This is a genomic window from Microvirga sp. CF3062, from assembly GCF_036314045.1.
GTDB lineage: Bacteria > Pseudomonadota > Alphaproteobacteria > Rhizobiales > Beijerinckiaceae > Microvirga.
In genome coordinates this window covers 185,508-200,758 of sequence record NZ_JAYGGN010000009.1, presented here as the reverse complement: position 1 = coordinate 200,758, position 15,251 = coordinate 185,508, and the positions used below count along the sequence as shown (strand labels likewise).

Annotated in this window: 13 protein-coding genes and 1 pseudogene; 4 read left to right on the top strand and 10 right to left on the bottom strand. The window is 60.4% G+C overall.

Features of this window, described 5'->3' with window-relative positions:
- Window positions 1–195: 195 nt before the first annotated feature.
- Window positions 196–675, bottom strand: a complete 480-nt coding sequence (locus VB618_RS16645) for a cupin domain-containing protein (RefSeq protein WP_329797836.1) — start codon at window positions 673–675, stop codon at window positions 196–198.
- A gap of 282 nt (window positions 676–957) precedes the next feature.
- On the opposite strand from VB618_RS16645, the gene VB618_RS16640 reads away from it, so the two are divergent.
- Complete coding sequence (locus VB618_RS16640) at window positions 958–1,698, top strand: hypothetical protein (protein ID WP_329797835.1); 741 nt, start codon at window positions 958–960, stop codon at window positions 1,696–1,698.
- Between the two features lie 872 nt (window positions 1,699–2,570).
- On the opposite strand, the gene VB618_RS16635 is transcribed toward VB618_RS16640, so the two are convergent.
- Window positions 2,571–4,037: a calcium-binding protein gene (locus VB618_RS16635; protein WP_329797834.1), complete on the bottom strand. Its 1,467-nt coding sequence runs from the start codon at window positions 4,035–4,037 to the stop codon at window positions 2,571–2,573.
- A gap of 180 nt (window positions 4,038–4,217) precedes the next feature.
- Window positions 4,218–4,658 carry a DUF1801 domain-containing protein gene (locus tag VB618_RS16630; RefSeq protein WP_329797833.1) on the bottom strand — a complete coding sequence of 147 codons (441 nt, stop codon included), beginning with the start codon at window positions 4,656–4,658 and terminating at the stop codon, window positions 4,218–4,220.
- A 223-nt stretch (window positions 4,659–4,881) separates the two neighbouring features.
- On the opposite strand from VB618_RS16630, the gene VB618_RS16625 reads away from it, so the two are divergent.
- Window positions 4,882–5,625, top strand: a complete 744-nt coding sequence (locus tag VB618_RS16625) for a hypothetical protein (RefSeq protein ID WP_329797832.1) — start codon at window positions 4,882–4,884, stop codon at window positions 5,623–5,625.
- Here VB618_RS16625 and VB618_RS19825 read toward each other — a convergent pair.
- The 4 genes from VB618_RS19825 to VB618_RS16610 form a co-directional block, all read right to left on the bottom strand.
- Window positions 5,576–6,055 carry a DUF488 domain-containing protein gene (locus tag VB618_RS19825; protein WP_442931832.1) on the bottom strand — a complete coding sequence of 160 codons (480 nt, stop codon included), beginning with the start codon at window positions 6,053–6,055 and terminating at the stop codon, window positions 5,576–5,578. The two genes, VB618_RS16625 and VB618_RS19825, sit on opposite strands and share 50 nt — an antisense overlap.
- 75 nt (window positions 6,056–6,130) lie before the next feature.
- Window positions 6,131–6,556 carry a hypothetical protein gene (locus VB618_RS16620; protein ID WP_329797831.1) on the bottom strand — a complete coding sequence of 142 codons (426 nt, stop codon included), beginning with the start codon at window positions 6,554–6,556 and terminating at the stop codon, window positions 6,131–6,133.
- Window positions 6,557–6,607: 51 nt separating this feature from the next.
- On the bottom strand, window positions 6,608–7,555 hold the full coding sequence (locus VB618_RS16615; protein WP_329797830.1) for a toll/interleukin-1 receptor domain-containing protein: 948 nt from the start codon (window positions 7,553–7,555) through the stop codon (window positions 6,608–6,610).
- Between the two features lie 361 nt (window positions 7,556–7,916).
- Window positions 7,917–11,615, bottom strand: a complete 3,699-nt coding sequence (locus tag VB618_RS16610) for a vitamin B12-dependent ribonucleotide reductase (RefSeq protein ID WP_329797828.1) — start codon at window positions 11,613–11,615, stop codon at window positions 7,917–7,919.
- Window positions 11,616–12,306: 691 nt separating this feature from the next.
- Between VB618_RS16610 and VB618_RS16605 the strand changes: the two genes are divergently transcribed.
- Both VB618_RS16605 and VB618_RS16600 read left to right on the top strand, forming a co-directional pair.
- Window positions 12,307–12,720, top strand: coding sequence for an NADH:ubiquinone oxidoreductase subunit NDUFA12 (locus VB618_RS16605; protein WP_329797827.1), 414 nt, complete (start codon window positions 12,307–12,309; stop codon window positions 12,718–12,720).
- 26 nt (window positions 12,721–12,746) lie between these two features.
- On the top strand, window positions 12,747–12,974 hold the full coding sequence (locus VB618_RS16600) for a hypothetical protein (RefSeq protein WP_329797826.1): 228 nt from the start codon (window positions 12,747–12,749) through the stop codon (window positions 12,972–12,974).
- Between the two features lie 55 nt (window positions 12,975–13,029).
- Here VB618_RS16600 and VB618_RS16595 read toward each other — a convergent pair whose 3' ends face one another.
- The 3 genes and pseudogenes from VB618_RS16595 to VB618_RS16585 all read right to left on the bottom strand — a co-directional run.
- Window positions 13,030–13,950, bottom strand: a complete 921-nt coding sequence (locus tag VB618_RS16595) for an aldo/keto reductase (RefSeq protein ID WP_329797825.1) — start codon at window positions 13,948–13,950, stop codon at window positions 13,030–13,032.
- A gap of 5 nt (window positions 13,951–13,955) precedes the next feature.
- On the bottom strand, window positions 13,956–14,579 hold the full coding sequence (locus VB618_RS16590; RefSeq protein ID WP_329797824.1) for a hypothetical protein: 624 nt from the start codon (window positions 14,577–14,579) through the stop codon (window positions 13,956–13,958).
- 108 nt (window positions 14,580–14,687) lie between these two features.
- Window positions 14,688–15,242 (bottom strand): annotated as a pseudogene (locus tag VB618_RS16585) (DUF899 family protein); the annotation flags it as partial.
- Between the last annotated feature and the right edge of the window lie 9 nt (window positions 15,243–15,251).

The following is a 15,251-nucleotide window of genomic DNA, read 5'->3' as shown; positions in this document are numbered from 1 at the left end:
CTGCTTTCGATGAGGCCGTGTCAGGACGGATGTAATCCGGCATGACCTGTTCCTGCGCTCGCCTGACGATGCGAGTGCCCGTCTGGACCCGATCAGCCCAGGCCCGTAGCAGGCGAGGCGAGAGATGCGAAGGCATCCCACCCGTTCGCCCCGGAGCCTGGGCTTTTTCATGTCTCCTGTTGGCCGCCGCTGTCTCTATTGCGACTTGCGCGGATCGTCTGCCGGATTGACATAGGCGATGCCCCAAGGGCCGCGCGTGCTCAGCTGCACCACTGTTTCCTGGTTGACGTGCACGTAATGCTGGGTTCCCGGCGCCATGGCGATAACGCCGCCGGCATTGATGGCTTTCATCTGCGCAGGGGCGGCGCTCGCCCCCATGCCGATGTTGAACTCGCCGCTGACGACGGTAACCACTTCATCGACCGGATGGGTATGGGCCGGGATCTTGTAGTTCGCTGGGAATTTCAGCCGCATCACGAACATGCCATCCTTCGCAGGATCCCCGTAGAGGACCGACATCTGTGCCCCTTTGGGAAGGGACGGAGGTCCATCCTTCCAGGTGATATCGCCGGGATTGGCCATGACATGTTGGTGTTGCTGCTGCGCGAAGGCGGGTGTGAGGATGAGGAGAAGAGCCGAAGCGCAAGTGACTGCTTTTAGTGTGAAGAGCTGCATCGCGACCTCCCGAAAAGGGTGATGTGGCGAACGCATACAAGGCGGCCAGGAACGGATATCCGCCGCTGGGGAAAGGCTCTGCCTCTCGTGGCCTGTTGTCAAGAAAATGCGTGCAATCTCAGGTGCCCACGGTGAGTTCGGATGTCAGCCGATCGTTGACCTGCCCTTCGACAGTCGCTCGGCTCCGACGCCGCCTGCAACATCTTCACGCGGGACGGTTCACCTCGACGCGTCTTGCCGCTACAGACCTGAGAGCGATTCACACGAGGCGGCCGATACGGAATGTCTACCTGGCGAGACGAGAAAAATCAGAAGGCCCAAGCCCGGCTCGAAAAACGCCTCTCTGCGCTCTTTCCACCTTTCGTGCTCGCCCACGCGCTGCGGCAGCCGCTCACTCCGCCGACCCAGCGCCGTGCGGTGGAATCCTACTGGCGGCATCGGCCGCTCCTGGCCGACCGGCTGGCGCGGGCGCTCGCCGCGAAGAGCGGCCAGCCTGCGGGCTGGCAGTGGCGCCTCGGGTCCGACAAGGAGACCGGCCTGCCGCTCACCTTCCGCATGCCGCCGGCACCGTACCGGGAGGCGGCTTTCTCGCGCGGGCCGGGGCATTGCTGCGTGTGCGGGCAGCCGGTCTACCGGCTGGGGTGGCACCGCGACCTCTGGGACGATGGCAAGCCGAACCGGAACGCCACTTGGCATGCGGCCTGCGTGGTGGCCTGGCAGCTCTGGAGTGCTCCGCCAGATCATCTGCGGGCGCTCAAGTTGCGCCAGAAGCGCAAGTGCACCACCACCGGCCGCCGGCTGCTGAAGACCGCCGAGGTGGACCATCGGGTCCCGCTCTTCGCCGTCTGGTCAGAGCATCGCTCGAAGCCCTGGCCGGAACTGCTCGCCTTCTGGGGCGCGCCCAATCTCCAGGTGATCAACAAGGCGGCGCATCTGGAGAAATGCGCCGATGAGGCGGCCGAGCGGGCGACCCGGCGCGCCGCTCCCGGGACGGGGAGCGGCGTTGAGGAGACGGGGCCTTAAGGCACAGGTCCGGTCGTTGTGCCGGAAGCAGGCAGACAGGGCAGCGGACGTCCGATCCAGTTCATGATGAAACCTCGTGCAATGAATGGCTGAAAAGAAACGCTTTGGGATAAAGGCATGGCCTTGCGGGCTCAGGAGCCGTCGCGGCTCCGAGCCTTCTCAAGGCAATCGAGGGTGGCGCGAATGGCAGCCCGGCTCGATGATGGATGGTGATAGGGAAGAGCCGGAGTGCCTCTTCGCGCACGGCTTCTTTAGGCGTTCAAGCGGTGCCCGCCCGGTGACCGTTCAAGGCGTGATCCGTCTGCTCGACGGGGGCCTTGAACCGATTCCGACCACCGGCACACAGCCTGGGCCTCTCGTCGGCACGGCGTGCGAGGCCATGCCACGAGACCGTGTCTGCTCCCACACTGCGACGCCTCGCGAGCGCGCCCCTCGATAGGAACAGATCTACCAAACCTTATAGCCGAGCTTGCCGCAACTGTCAAGAACAAAAAGAGAACATTCACCCATCGCATCATGGCCTGACTTGTGCCGGCCATCCGCGTCTCTGGAATACAGGAAGCTCAACTCACCGTTTAGGTGCGATGCCTCAATGACTCTTGATCATCAGAACATAGACCGCGAGAACCACGCCGATCAGCATGACGGCGTACAGGGACTGGGAGAGCATCAGAGGATTCCCAGGATCACGCCTGCGCAGAACAGGAATGCCAGACTGGCCACAGCAAGCGCTTCGCTCTCATAGGAGATGTAGGACTTGATCCTCAGCATCATGGCACCCTCCTGGGTTCCCCTCACTATGCGCGCATGGGAGCGGGAAAGATACGTCGATCCTTGAGAGCCGGCCTATGCAGGCCTTGCGGGGCGAAGCCTCAGACCACGAAGAAGTCCTTGTAGGTCAGCGAGGCCTTGATCCGTAGGCTGGCAATCTCCACCGCCTTGCCCGCACCCGAGCCGTCGGCGTCGTAGAAGAGCACGCCCTTCTTCTGGTCATAGACGACGTAGTCGTTCGCATCCTTGGCCTTGTCACCCACGGTGAAGTAGTCTTTCTTCAGAGCCGCGGGCTTGTCCTTGGTGCCTGCCTTGCCGAGCTTCTTGAACACCTTGTTGTCGAGCCAGATCGAGTCGTATTTCGTGCTGAAATCCGAGATCGTGTCCATGCTGGCCTTGCTCGGCTTCGTGTCGAACACGAAAGTGTCCCGGCCGCCAAAGCCCACGAGCATGTCCTGGCCGGCCTTGCCGTAGAGAATGTCGTTGCCGCCGAGGCCCCAGATCACGTCCCGTCCGCCAGCGCCGATGAGAACGTCCGCCATGGGGCCGCCCGTCGTGCCGCGGCCATTCGCGTCGTAGACGTTGTAGAACTTCGTGTAGGCGCTTGTCGTCCGCCCGCCTTCATCGACGGCCGTGAACTTCAGGGTCTCGATGCCGCTCCGGGGAAGCATATGGTCCTGGAGATCCACCGTGACGGCCTTCAGAACGGCGCTGATCACATCCTGCGTGACGGAGCCGTAGAACTTGATGCCCAGCCCATCGGGCTCGTTCTCCGTATAGCCGACCTGTACGCCGTCGACCGCGATGGTGATCCTGCCGAAGTCGCCGAAGACCATGACTCGGTCGGTGTTGGCGATGGCGAACTTGCCGGCTCCAGATAGAGGATCGGTATTTTCGATTCTGACCTCGCGGATCGGGCCGAAATCGTCCGCGAGCTGGATCGAGCCCGTCGGGTCGAGCGACACGGGTTTGCTGTTGCGGATCTCGCGCGGGCCTGGATCGACGCCGCTGACCGTCGGGGCGTTGTCCACGCTGGTGCGACCGCTCGCGTCCGTCACGCGGTCGAAGCCCTGTTTGTGGAACGCGCGAATCTCGGCATCCGTCAGGGTGTGCCCTTGAACGACCAGATGGTCGTTCTTCGTGATCTTCGCATCGAGCAGCATGGCGACGGCGAGGTCGTCCACTGTGACGGTCACATCGCTGTCGTAGAGATGGATCCCGGTGATGTTCGCGAACGAGACGTTGCGCGTGTCGATGGCCGTGCCGGTGAGGAAGAGGAAGTTGCGGTCGCCCACGCCGCCGTCGATCAGGCTCAGGCTCTGGAGCTGAGCCGCGCTGAGATGGATCCGGTCGAGAGCTACCGAGCCCATGACCGTCTCGAAATTGATGAACCGAGCGGGAGCCGCGTTGTTGCCCCAGCCGTTCATCACCCGCGTGAGATAAAAATCGCCGCCGCCGTTCAGGTACAGCGTATCATTGCCGGCAAGGCCGTCGAGCGTGGCGCCCGGCAGCTCGGCTGCCGTGACCGTGATGATGTCGTTTCCGTTGGTTGCGGCAGTCAGTGCCATGATGGAAGCCCCGGCAATAGTATTGGTTGTGTCCCGTTCAGGACATTTGTCCTTGACGTTGTAACGAAATCACAGGCGTTCTGCCAAGGGGCTGCGCCCGTTTACCGCAGCGTCTCACGTCGGATGAGTTTCAGGGGAGGCCGAGGCGGGGAGGGGCGCCTGTCACGGCCAGCTTGGCGCTCAGGCGCCGGCGCTCTTCGGGCGCTTGGCGGTGTTCAGGGCAGCGGCGGCCTGGATGAGGGTTTTGAAGGCTTGCTCGTCGAGGGCTGCGCCCTCGTGGATGTCGATGGCGCGGCGGGTGTTGCCCTCGAGGCTGGCGTTGAAGAGGCGGGACGGGTCGTTCAGCGAAGTGCCCTTGGGGAAGGTCAGCTTCACGGCGCTTTTGTAGGTCTCGCCCGTGCAGATGATCCCGGCCTTCTCCCATACCGGAACCCCGCGCCACTTCACCGCCTCGACCACATCGGGCAATGCCTGCCGGATGAGCGCCCGGACCCGCGCCAGCGTCTCGCCGCGCCAGTCGTTCAGGTGCTGGATGTGCGCGTCGATCTGTTGGGAGGGGGAGGGTGGTTCGTTCTGTGATGCGCTGGATATCGTCTGCATGGTTACTAAGGTCTTTGTCATGCTGTCGCGCCCTGGAGAATGCCGATCCTTAGCACTAACAAAATGGTGGGGACAAAGCCAACTTCTACAATGCAATTACATTTCTTGATCGTACAATCAGAAGTGGATCGGCGGCGTAATTGGCACTACTACAATGGCTTCGAGACAAACACGCATCCTCATTCTTTGTAAAACTTATCCCTCGCCAAGTGGGAAGTACTCTGAGACATCGTGCGTTGCTGGCATGGAGGAGGATGGCCAGCTCATCCGGCTCTTTCCTGTTCCCTTTCGGCTTATCGGCGATGGTAAGCAGTTCAAGAAATGGCAGTGGATTAGCGCTCGGGTAGAAAACGCCCGCAAGGACCGAAGACCTGAAAGCCACAATATATATGTCGACACCATCTCTTTCGACGGTGATCCCTTGCCGACCAAGTATGAATGGCAAGCCAGAAGGGAATACCTAGATAAGCTTCACATCTTCGATGATTTTGCGGCATTAGATAACGCACGCGAGACTAGTGGGTTGACTCTGGGCCTATTGCGTCCTTCACGGATCTTAGGTCTCGATATCACCCCTGTAGATAATCCCGACTGGACGGATGAAGAAAAACAGAAGCTGATCCAACATCAGCAACAAGGTGGGTTGTTTGATGCCACCGACTCCAAGAGCATATCAATGCTCAACAAGTTGCCGTTTGATTTCCATTATCGGTATGCCTGCGAAGTTGACGGAATCTTACGCGAGTACCGGCACAAAATTGCAGATTGGGAGGCGGGCGCACTTTTTTGGAACTGCTACTATGCAGACCGTCAAAATTGGGAGGGGGCCTTTCGTGCCAAGATGGAGAAAGCTCTGCCTGCCGCTGACTTGATGTTCTTGATGGGTACAATCCATCGCTTTCCGAGTCAGTGGCTAATCGTGAGCCTCATCTATCCACCTAAGCTGCAGCCCCATGCACCACGTCAGGGATCGTTGTTCGACTTGTAAGATGGATGACCCGGAGATCGCTGATTTTTGCAGCCGCGCGCGCGACGTAAGTGCGATGGCACCGGGCGTGATCAGTTTCAAAACAGATTAGGCATGACGTTGAGCTTTTTGCTATCTCTACAAGCTCGCTTACAGCGTTCTTCTGGCTTTTGAGATGACTGAGAAAGCCACGAGTATAGTTCATCCAGTCTCCATCAGCCTTATAAAGATCACGTACAGGTTTTGGGCATCCCAGCTGTGGCATGTGGATATAAATCATTCCGGCATTCTGCAGAGCTGTAGAGAATGCAGTTTTCGAGAATCCCGGTTTTCGCGACAGGGGATTGGCTCGGACATCAAGGATCGTATCAACGCCCACAGATTTGAGACGCGCAATGAATACTTCTAAGGACAACCCCTCGTAGCCGAAAGTGAAGATTCGTTTCCCCATTGTGGGTCCGTTCATAGAAACTCGATTATCGGCCTAATAATCTATAATTGTGGCTTAGTTCAAGCGTGCGAGCATCTAAACCCATTGATTGCTATAGATTGTTTGTCTCAACACCCGAACGGCAAAGATCGCCATTCTTTCAAGCTCACATTCATAATTTTCAGGCCGACTCAGAAGCTCTTGATCATCTAATGGGTCTGAAATGTGCACCCATTTATTTCGGTACCGTCGGAGGATTTGAAGATCGTTCTTTAGGGAAGCCTGCAAAGGAGCCCCCTCAATCAACTGGTACAACGTGCCCTTGGGTGATGCAGCGTACTCAGCTCGAAGATATGTTTCTATGCCAGCTACTGCAGTGATGATTGTAGCAAGATGGGCACCTGCCGCAAACGCGATGTCAGCATCTCGAACGATAAAGGTGCACCATTCGGAAAATGTTGCCCCTCCCTTCAGGATCTCGTCATCTAAATCATTGAGGAATTGCCAGCGATCTTCTTCCACAGTCAGAAATCCTCGATGTCGATGGCCAGTACGCACCCAGCCATAAAAGCTTCAGCGCGATTTATCTTGCAGGGGTCTCATGAGCATCGACCAAAAATACTCGGCAGCACCTTCATACGTTAGGTGGCGTTCTCCTCGCGAACTCCAATCCCCCATGCCGAGAGCCTTGAAGTAGAGGCCTTGCTCATCCATCTCGACATCCAGACTTTCATTGTAGCTGCCATCATCAATGCGATCATTCGAGGAAAATGAAATCCCCGTTTCAAACCGCCCGCCGAGCTGAATCTTGCATCGCGAAACTGCTTCGCCTTGACGGTAGATAACAGCTGTGAACCTGTTCGCGTCGATTTTCCGAAAGGTTGTTTCTATTCCTTCGTTTCTGCGTTCAAGTTCCTGAAGAGAGTTTTCAAAGAACTTCGACATGAAGGAAAAACCTTCATCCAAGAAGCGGTCCTTGTCCGCTTCTGTGAAAGTTTTTGCTAGACGCAAGTTGCTAGAGCGTGTTGCTTGGGTGGCGGATTTTGTGATGAGTTTCTCACGTATTGGCGCGTCAGGAGTAGATTTTACCTTCGGAAGAGCATCCTTAATTTTCTGCACAACATCAAGAAAGGCTTCATCTAGATCTGGCCATTTCTTGACAGGCAGCGCATCCTTTGGCGCCACAAGCAGCTTTCCAAAAGGTGCAGACTTCCAGTCGCAATGACGTAGAATGACGGGAATTACCTTGGCTTCTCCGGCAGCATGACGTTCCATCGCGCGCTTCACTTCAACATCGTAGCAATAGTCAGATGCGAGGAAATCAGGCGAGACAAGGAGCAGGATCACGTCTGCCTTCTCGAGTTCGGAGCGTATGCTGTTATCGAGCTCGCTACCGACGACGATACGCCTATCGTGCCAGGCGTCGATTAGACCCTGCCGCTTAAGCATTGCGAGGTGAACCTCAAGGCGGTCACGAAGATCTTCATCTTTATGAGAATAAGAAAAGAATACGGTCGACAAACTGCTCTCCTAGGATGCGGGTCTGCTTAGCTATTTCCGAGTGGGCTCCTCAATGAGGAGCCCGCGTGATCACCAATCCTTATCAAGATCAGTCCGGTTGCATTTGGGGCAATGTGCTCTCCCAACATGCTCGCCTCGACGCTGAGCATCGCGAACCTCAGCATCGGTAAGGATTGTGACTTCGAACTTATTACCGCAGTTACTGCAGCGGTACTGAATGCGCATCGACATTGGAGGAGGTCCTATGGTTGGTATCCAGGTTGTGGGTTTATCAAGTTCAACCTAAACCTGGTGGTGATTCATCATTTGTTCCTTGCGTAAGAAAAACCCCGGAAGCGCATGGCTTCCGGGGCTCTTTATTTTACGAGCACCCCGTCGTCGATCCGCAGGTATCGCACTTCAGGCACGTCCCGTTGCGCACCAGCGTGAAGTTCGCACACTCAGGGCAGGATTCGCCGACATAGCCCTTCATCTTGGCCTCGGCGCGCCGGTCGGCGACGGACGGGGCCGTGAAGGCGAGCTTGGACATTTCGGCTTCGCCGACCGGCTGCTCCTGCGCGGCGGGCTGCGCGAGTTCAGCCTTGAGCGCGTTCGCACCAACGGTCATCCCACCCGTGCGCTGAGTAATGCCTGTGCCGCCGGCACCGCCGCCGGGGATGAGCATGAGGCGGTCGGAGTTGCCGCGCACGAAGCCGCGGGACACGACGGCGGTGGCCGGCGCGGGCTCTGGGGCCTTCGACTGGGCTTCGCCCTGGCCGATGGTGGTGGGGCCTGCTTCCGATGGGTCCACGTGGGCGAGGTCGTTGCGGCCGAGATAGGACACGGCGAGCTCGCGGAACACGTAGTCGAGGATCGAGGTGGCGGACTTGATGCGCTCGTTGCCCTGGACGAAGCCGGCGGGCTCGAAGCGCGTGAAGGTGAAGGCCTCCACGTATTCCTCCAGCGGCACGCCGTATTGCAGGCCGAGCGAGATCGCGATGGCGAAGTTGTTCATCATGGCCCGGAAGGCGGCGCCTTCCTTGTGCATATCGATGAAGATCTCGCCGAGGCGCCCGTCGTCGTACTCGCCGGTGTGGAGATACACCTTGTGGCCGCCGACCACGGCCTTCTGGATGTAGCCCTTGCGGCGATCCGGGATCTTCTCGCGGTCGCGGATCCGCTCGACACGCTCGACGATCCGCTCCACGATCTTCTCCGACACGTGGGCGGCCTTGGCGGCAGCCGGCATGGCGGCCAGCGCCTCGGCGGCGTCGTCCGCATCCTCGTCCTCATCGGCAATGAGGGCGGAGTTGAGCGGCTGCGAGAGCTTGGAGCCGTCGCGGTAGAGGGCGTTCGCTTTGAGCGCCAGCTTCCAGGACAGCATGTAGGCGTTCTTGCAATCCTCGACGGTGGCGTCGTTGGGCATGTTGATGGTCTTGGAGATCGCGCCCGAGATGAAGGGCTGCGACGCCGCCATCATGCGGATGTGGCTTTCCACCGAGAGATAGCGCTTGCCGATCTTGCCGCAGGGATTGGCGCAGTCGAAGACCGGGTAATGCTCCACTTTAAGGAAGGGCGCGCCTTCGAGAGTCATCGCTCCGCAGATGTGGATGTTCGCGGCCTCGATGTCGGCCTTCGAGAAGCCGAGGTGCGTGAGCAGGTCGAAGGACGGATCGTTGAGCTTTTCCGCCGGCACTTTGAGCGTGCCCGTGAGGAAGTCCTCGCCCAGCGTCCAGCGGTTGAACACAAACTTGATGTCGAAGGCCGATTTCAGGCCCTTTTCCACCGCGTCGATCTTGTCGTCCGTGAAGCCCTTGGAGCGCAGCGAGCCGGGGTTGACGGCGGGCGCCTGCTTCATAGAGCCGTGGCCGACCGCATAGGCCTCGATCTCGGCGATCTCGTGTTCGCGGTAGCCCAGCGCGCGCAACGCATCCGGCACGGCGCGGTTGATGATCTTGAAGTAGCCGCCGCCGGCGAGCTTCTTGAACTTCACCAGGGCGAAGTCGGGCTCGATGCCGGTGGTGTCGCAATCCATCACAAGGCCGATCGTGCCCGTGGGGGCGATCACGGTGGATTGCGCGTTGCGGTAGCCGTTCTTCTCGCCGAGCTCGAGCGCCTTGTCCCAGGCGGACTTGGCGTGAGCGACGAGGTCCTGGTCGGGGCAGGAGGCGTGATCGAGCGGGACCGGGTTGACGGCCAGGCCCTCATAGCCCTGAGCCTCGCCATGCGCCGCGCGGCGATGGTTGCGGATCACGCGCAGCATGTGCTTCGCGTTGGCCTTGTAGTTCGGGAACGGCCCGAGCTCACCGGCCATCTCGGCCGAGGTCGCATAGGACACGCCGGTCATGATCGCGGTGAGCGCGCCGCCGAGCGCACGGCCGGCGTCGGAGTCGTAGGGCAGGCCCATGGTCATGAGCAGGCCGCCGATGTTCGCGAAGCCGAGGCCCAGCGTGCGGTACTCGTAGGATAGCTGCGCGATCTCCTTGGACGGGAACTGCGCCATCATGACGGAGATTTCGAGCACCACCGTCCAGAGGCGGCAGGCATGCTCGAAGGATTCCGCGTCGAACTTGTGGTTCTTGCGGTCGAAGAACTGGAGCAGGTTGGCGGAAGCGAGATTACACGCCGTGTCATCCAGGAACATGTATTCCGAGCAGGGGTTCGACGCCCGGATGCGGCCACCGGCAGGGCTGGTGTGCCAGTCGTTCATGGTGGTGTTGAAGTGCAGGCCGGGATCGGCGGACGCCCAGGCGGCATGGCCGATCTGCTCCCACAGGTCGCGGGCCTTCAGGGTCTTGATGACCTTGCCGTCCTTGCGGGCGGTGAGGTGCCAGTCCGCGTCGTTTTCCACCGCGCGCAAAAAGTCGTCGGTGAGCGAGACGGAGTTGTTGGAGTTCTGGCCCGAGACCGTGAGATAGGCTTCCGAGTCCCAATCCGTGTCGTAGACCGGGAAGTCGATGTCCGTGTAGCCCTGCTTGGCGAACTGGATGACGCGCTTGATGGAATTGTCCGGGATCATGACCCGGCGCGCCATCTTGATTTCCTTCTTCAGAGCCGGGTTCTTCTCCGGATCGAAGCAGGCATCGCCCTCGGCCTCGCAGTTCACGCAGGCCTTCATGATGGCCTTGAGGTGCTTGGCGGCGAGCTTGGAGCCGGTCACAAGCGCGGCGACCTTCTGCTCCTCCTTCACCTTCCAGTCGATGTAGCTCTCGATATCCGGGTGATCGACATCGACCACCACCATCTTGGCGGCGCGGCGCGTGGTGCCGCCCGACTTGATCGCGCCGGCAGCCCGGTCGCCGATCTTGAGGAAGCTCATGAGGCCGCTTGAGCGGCCGCCGCCGGAGAGCTTTTCGCCCTCGCCGCGCAGCTTGGAGAAGTTAGAGCCGGTGCCGGAGCCGTACTTGAACAGGCGCGCCTCGCGGACCCACAGGTCCATGATGCCGCCCTCGTTGACCAGATCGTCCTCGACGCCCTGGATGAAGCAGGCATGCGGCTGCGGGTGCTCGTAGGACGACTTGGACTTGGTCAGCTTGCCGGTCTTGTAATCCACGTAATAATGGCCCTGGCCGGGACCGTCGATGCCATAGGCCCAGTGCAGGCCGGTGTTGAACCATTGCGGGGAGTTCGGCGCCACCATCTGGTTGGCGAGCATGAAGCGCAGCTCGTCATAGAAAGCCTGGGCGTCTTCCTCGGACGAGAAATAGCCGCCCTTCCAACCCCAATAGGTCCAGCAGCCGGCGAGGCGGTCGAAGACCTGCTTGGAGGAGATCTCGGAGCCGATGCGCTGATCCTCAGGCAGAGAGGCGAGAGCGGCCTCGTCGGGCACGGAGCGCCACAGCCAGGACGGGACGTCGTTCTCCTCCACCTTCTTCAGGCGGGCCGGGACGCCGGCCTTGCGGAAGTACTTCTGGGCCAGCACGTCTGACGCCACCTGGCTCCAGGTCTCCGGCACCTCGATGTTCTCGAGCTTAAAGACCACCGAGCCATCCGGATTGCGGATCTCGCTCGTGGCGAGCCGGAAGGCGAGGGAGGAATAAGGCGATTGGCCGGTTTTCGTATAACGCCGCTCGATCCGCATAGGTCACATCCTAAGTATCAGGGACAAACGTCCCCGTGGCCGCGATTTGCCCCGCAGCTCATCAGCCCACAATTATTGTTCGACGCCCCAACGATCCGCTCTTTCGGATCGCCCACGCAACACGCCTGAGTTACGGCCCCGGTCGGGCGTCACAGGTGGCGCGGCAACGGAGTTGCCACGGGCTCTGACGCCTGCTCTGGGGAATGTTCAACCGGCCCTTTCAGGCTGGTCGCCGGTCTCTGGTCGGCACCCCGGCAAGCTAGTCGTGTTGCGAGCCTCACGTCAAGAACTAGTGTCGTGGCTTACAGTTCCGAACTACATGTTGTGTGTAGCTGTGGGAATTGTGGATAACAATTGGCCCTCCGGCTAAGCCTCTCAGACTCCTCTGAGAATCCGTTCCCGATTTTTGCAATGGCCAAGCTTCGCCGGCTTAAGACCACACTTCGAGTCATGCTTAACAGGTGGTCGATGTTGTGCCGGCGCATCAATCCCCAGTCGTCCCTCGGAGCGGCCGCCGGGGCCCCAGCTGAGCCCGAAATGGCCTGATTGCGCGAAATTCGGCGCCCGCCGCTGGGGAAGGGGTGAGTCGGAGAATCAGTGCGGGTTTTCGCGCCCGGGAAGGCTGGACTTCGCGGAACTCAGCGGCCATATTCCGCGCAACCTCACGAACCCCTCCGGCGGCGGCAGTAGCATGAAAGAGTTTTTCACCCAGTTCTTCACCTGGTGGAACGGACAGACCCTCGGCACCCGGTTCTTCACCTGGCGCAAGGGGCAGTTCGTGGGCACGGACGAGTTCGGCAACACATACTACCGCTACACGCAGGCGCAGGCGATCGACTCCAATGTGGGCGCCGAGCGCCGTTGGGTTGTCTATAACGGCGATGCCGATGCCTCGAAGGTACCGCCCGGCTGGCGCGCCTGGATGTGCCATAATGGCGACGTGCCCCCGAGCGAGGAGAGCTACCGGCCGCACTCCTGGGAAAAGCCCTATGTGCCGAACATGACCGGCACGACTCAGGCCTACCGGCCGCAGGGGTCTCAGCTCGGGACCGGACAGCGCCCCGCCGCCACCGGCGATTACGTGCCGTGGACGCCGGGGGAGTGAGGCCGTCAGAGGCCTCCTGACCCGTTATGCTCAAGAGAACCCAAGCCCGCACTTGCATCGAGTGTGGCCTGCCTTATGACCACCCGGATTTCGTCTATCATGCCGGTCGGGTCGAGAGCGGCCCGGCCTATTGGTCGGAACGCGGGCTTCTCTGCTCGCATGCCTGCTCGACGGCGCATTTCGAGAGGCGTGTGAAGGCAGGCGATCCGATGATAGAGCCGGCGCCCAATCCGCTCGAGCAGGATTGGTCCTGAGAGACTGGCCGATAACGGATCTGGCGCATGTTTCCCTCCCCCTTGTGGGGAGGGATTAAGGGTGGGGGTGTAAGCGCCATCCTGGTTTGGGTTCTGCGCCGACACCCCCACCTCCAACTCCTCCCCACAAGGGGGAGGAGGGTTCGCGCGCTTTATGAGCCAGACTCTTGAGGCCCCTCAGGAGGACGAGATGTCGAGCCTTGGCCGACCGATTCCGGAAGGCACTCACGTTCTGCGCAAGATGCGCGACCTTTCCGGTTCCACTGAGGATCACGGCCCTGGGCAGTCGTTCTTCGATGTACCGGAACGCGGCCGCTGCCGCCTCCTCGAAGGGCTGCCCCGCCAGCAGGCTGCCCATGGCGAAGGGACGGTTGACGATTGCGGTGCGGCCGCTCGCTTCCAGTTTGGGAAGCAATGGGGCCATGTTCGTGCTCGACATGTTCAGGGGAAACTGCAGGGCATCGTATAATCCGCTTTCCAGCGCGAGCCGCCCTGCTTCCACATCGCTGACGCTTGCACCGAAGACCGTGACCCCGCAGCGCCTCGCATAATCCATTGCGGCGATCACATCAGGATGGGTGACGACATCGCTCGTCGCCTTGTGGATCTGCAGAACATCAATGGTTCCGAGAAGCGAGAGAGAGCGGTCGATGCTTCGGACCAGCGCATCGCGGCTGTGATCGACAAAGCTGGAATTGCGCTCGAAGTCCCAATGCTCTCCCGCTTTCGTCATGATGGTCAGCCCATGCCTGACAGATGGCTCAAGGGTGGAGAGAAAGCGGCCCAACCGGGCTTCGCTCTCCGCATAGGCCGGGGCTGTGTCAAAAATAGAGATGCCTAGTTCCACAGCTTTGGCGAGGAGAGTTTGTGCCTCGTTTTCGTCCGGCGGCGCACTTTGGGTGACACCCCATGCGCGGCCAATCGAGAGCAGGCCAAGGCCAAGCTTGAGGCCAGGTTCGGTGAGTTTGTGCAGCATCCGATCTACCCGGCTGGCTTCGGATGGAAATAGGATTGTTGCCTGATGACCCCTTCCGAGAAGAGCCCAAAAGCCTGGATGACGCAGCCGGTTGGAACATCGATATTGCGAGCGACGCCCGAGCCTTTGAGGACCGCGCCGCGCTCGTCCGGTTCAGGATCGCGATAGGTCCCGCCGTCACCCAGGGTGCAGTTCTGGCAGCGGATGGGTCCGACGATCTGCGCACCGCGACCGACCCGATTGGACAGGATGAGAGATCCTCCGCCCAGAAGGCGCGCCCCGTCACCGATCTCGATCAGATCTCTCGCTTCAGCCTTGAGGGTAAAGCCGCCTTCTTCGCCGATCTCGGCACAAGCTCCGACCTTGATCGATCCGCCAGAGGCAACAAGCCGGCTTCCTGGGAAAAGCTGCGTGTCATCGCCGATGACGATATCGCCGCCTTCCAGAACCTGAAGAATGACGCCGGGCCAGAGGATCACTCCCTTTTCGAGTCGGGTATCCGATGACACCAGGACCGAGGCTGGATCCGGGATTACAACACCGCGATGCGCAAGAGCGGCGGTTTCGGCGATCGGCAGAAAGCCCAGCCGCTGACGGGCCTCATCGCTTGGAATCTGGACGTCTCTCATGCAGATATCTTGGCTCCCATGTCGCTCGCACGCCTGGAAGCTTAGCCGATCAATTCTGATCCTGAACAGCCCAACGAAATATTAGAGCGTTGATGCTTTTGTGAGAGGCTACGCCCCGTAATTCAGCTTCGGATACCAGTCCGTGTCGCGACCCTCGGGCGTCATGTCGAGCACGTTCCACAGAGGGGCGAGGTCCGGGGCGCCCCGGGGATCCTGGCCGGGATCGGCGGAATCGCCGGTCATCTCGCCGCTCCAGAAGTGGCGGATGGTGCCGTCGCGGCGGGTGAAGACGTTGAAGCTCGGGATCTCCGATCCATCGTCCAGCACGCCGTGATAGTCGCGCGAGTAATTGCCGTTGAGATCGGTGTAGAGCCGCAGGTTCGTCCAGCCCCGTTCCCGCTTCCAGGCGATCAGCCGCTCGATCGGGGAGCGCGCCACGACGGCGAGCGCCATGCGCTGCTGGATGTCGGCACCGTTGCCTTCGAGTGCACCGAGCAGGTTGGTGCACATGGGGCAGGGCCGCTCGCGCTGCGGGCCGAACATGTAGCTGTAGACGGCGAGCGACTGCTTGCCGCCGAAGAGGTCGGCGAAGCTCACTGGGCCGTTCTCGCCCTGGAAGCGATAGTCGCCGATCACCTCGCCGCCGAGCGGCGCGCGAGTTCTTCCGCGGGG

Coding starts and splice junctions, on each gene's coding strand:
- VB618_RS16595 (WP_329797825.1), bottom strand. CDS start 13,950: ATGCTGCACAAACTCACCGAACCTGGCCTCAAGCTTGGCCTTGGCCTG.
- VB618_RS19825 (WP_442931832.1), bottom strand. CDS start 6,055: ATGGGGAAACGAATCTTCACTTTCGGCTACGAGGGGTTGTCCTTAGAA.
- VB618_RS16590 (WP_329797824.1), bottom strand. CDS start 14,579: ATGAGAGACGTCCAGATTCCAAGCGATGAGGCCCGTCAGCGGCTGGGC.
- VB618_RS16610 (WP_329797828.1), bottom strand. CDS start 11,615: ATGCGGATCGAGCGGCGTTATACGAAAACCGGCCAATCGCCTTATTCC.
- VB618_RS16640 (WP_329797835.1), top strand. CDS start 958: ATGTCTACCTGGCGAGACGAGAAAAATCAGAAGGCCCAAGCCCGGCTC.
- VB618_RS16600 (WP_329797826.1), top strand. CDS start 12,747: ATGCTCAAGAGAACCCAAGCCCGCACTTGCATCGAGTGTGGCCTGCCT.
- VB618_RS16635 (WP_329797834.1), bottom strand. CDS start 4,037: ATGGCACTGACTGCCGCAACCAACGGAAACGACATCATCACGGTCACG.
- VB618_RS16630 (WP_329797833.1), bottom strand. CDS start 4,658: ATGACAAAGACCTTAGTAACCATGCAGACGATATCCAGCGCATCACAG.
- VB618_RS16645 (WP_329797836.1), bottom strand. CDS start 675: ATGCAGCTCTTCACACTAAAAGCAGTCACTTGCGCTTCGGCTCTTCTC.
- VB618_RS16625 (WP_329797832.1), top strand. CDS start 4,882: ATGGAGGAGGATGGCCAGCTCATCCGGCTCTTTCCTGTTCCCTTTCGG.
- VB618_RS16605 (WP_329797827.1), top strand. CDS start 12,307: ATGAAAGAGTTTTTCACCCAGTTCTTCACCTGGTGGAACGGACAGACC.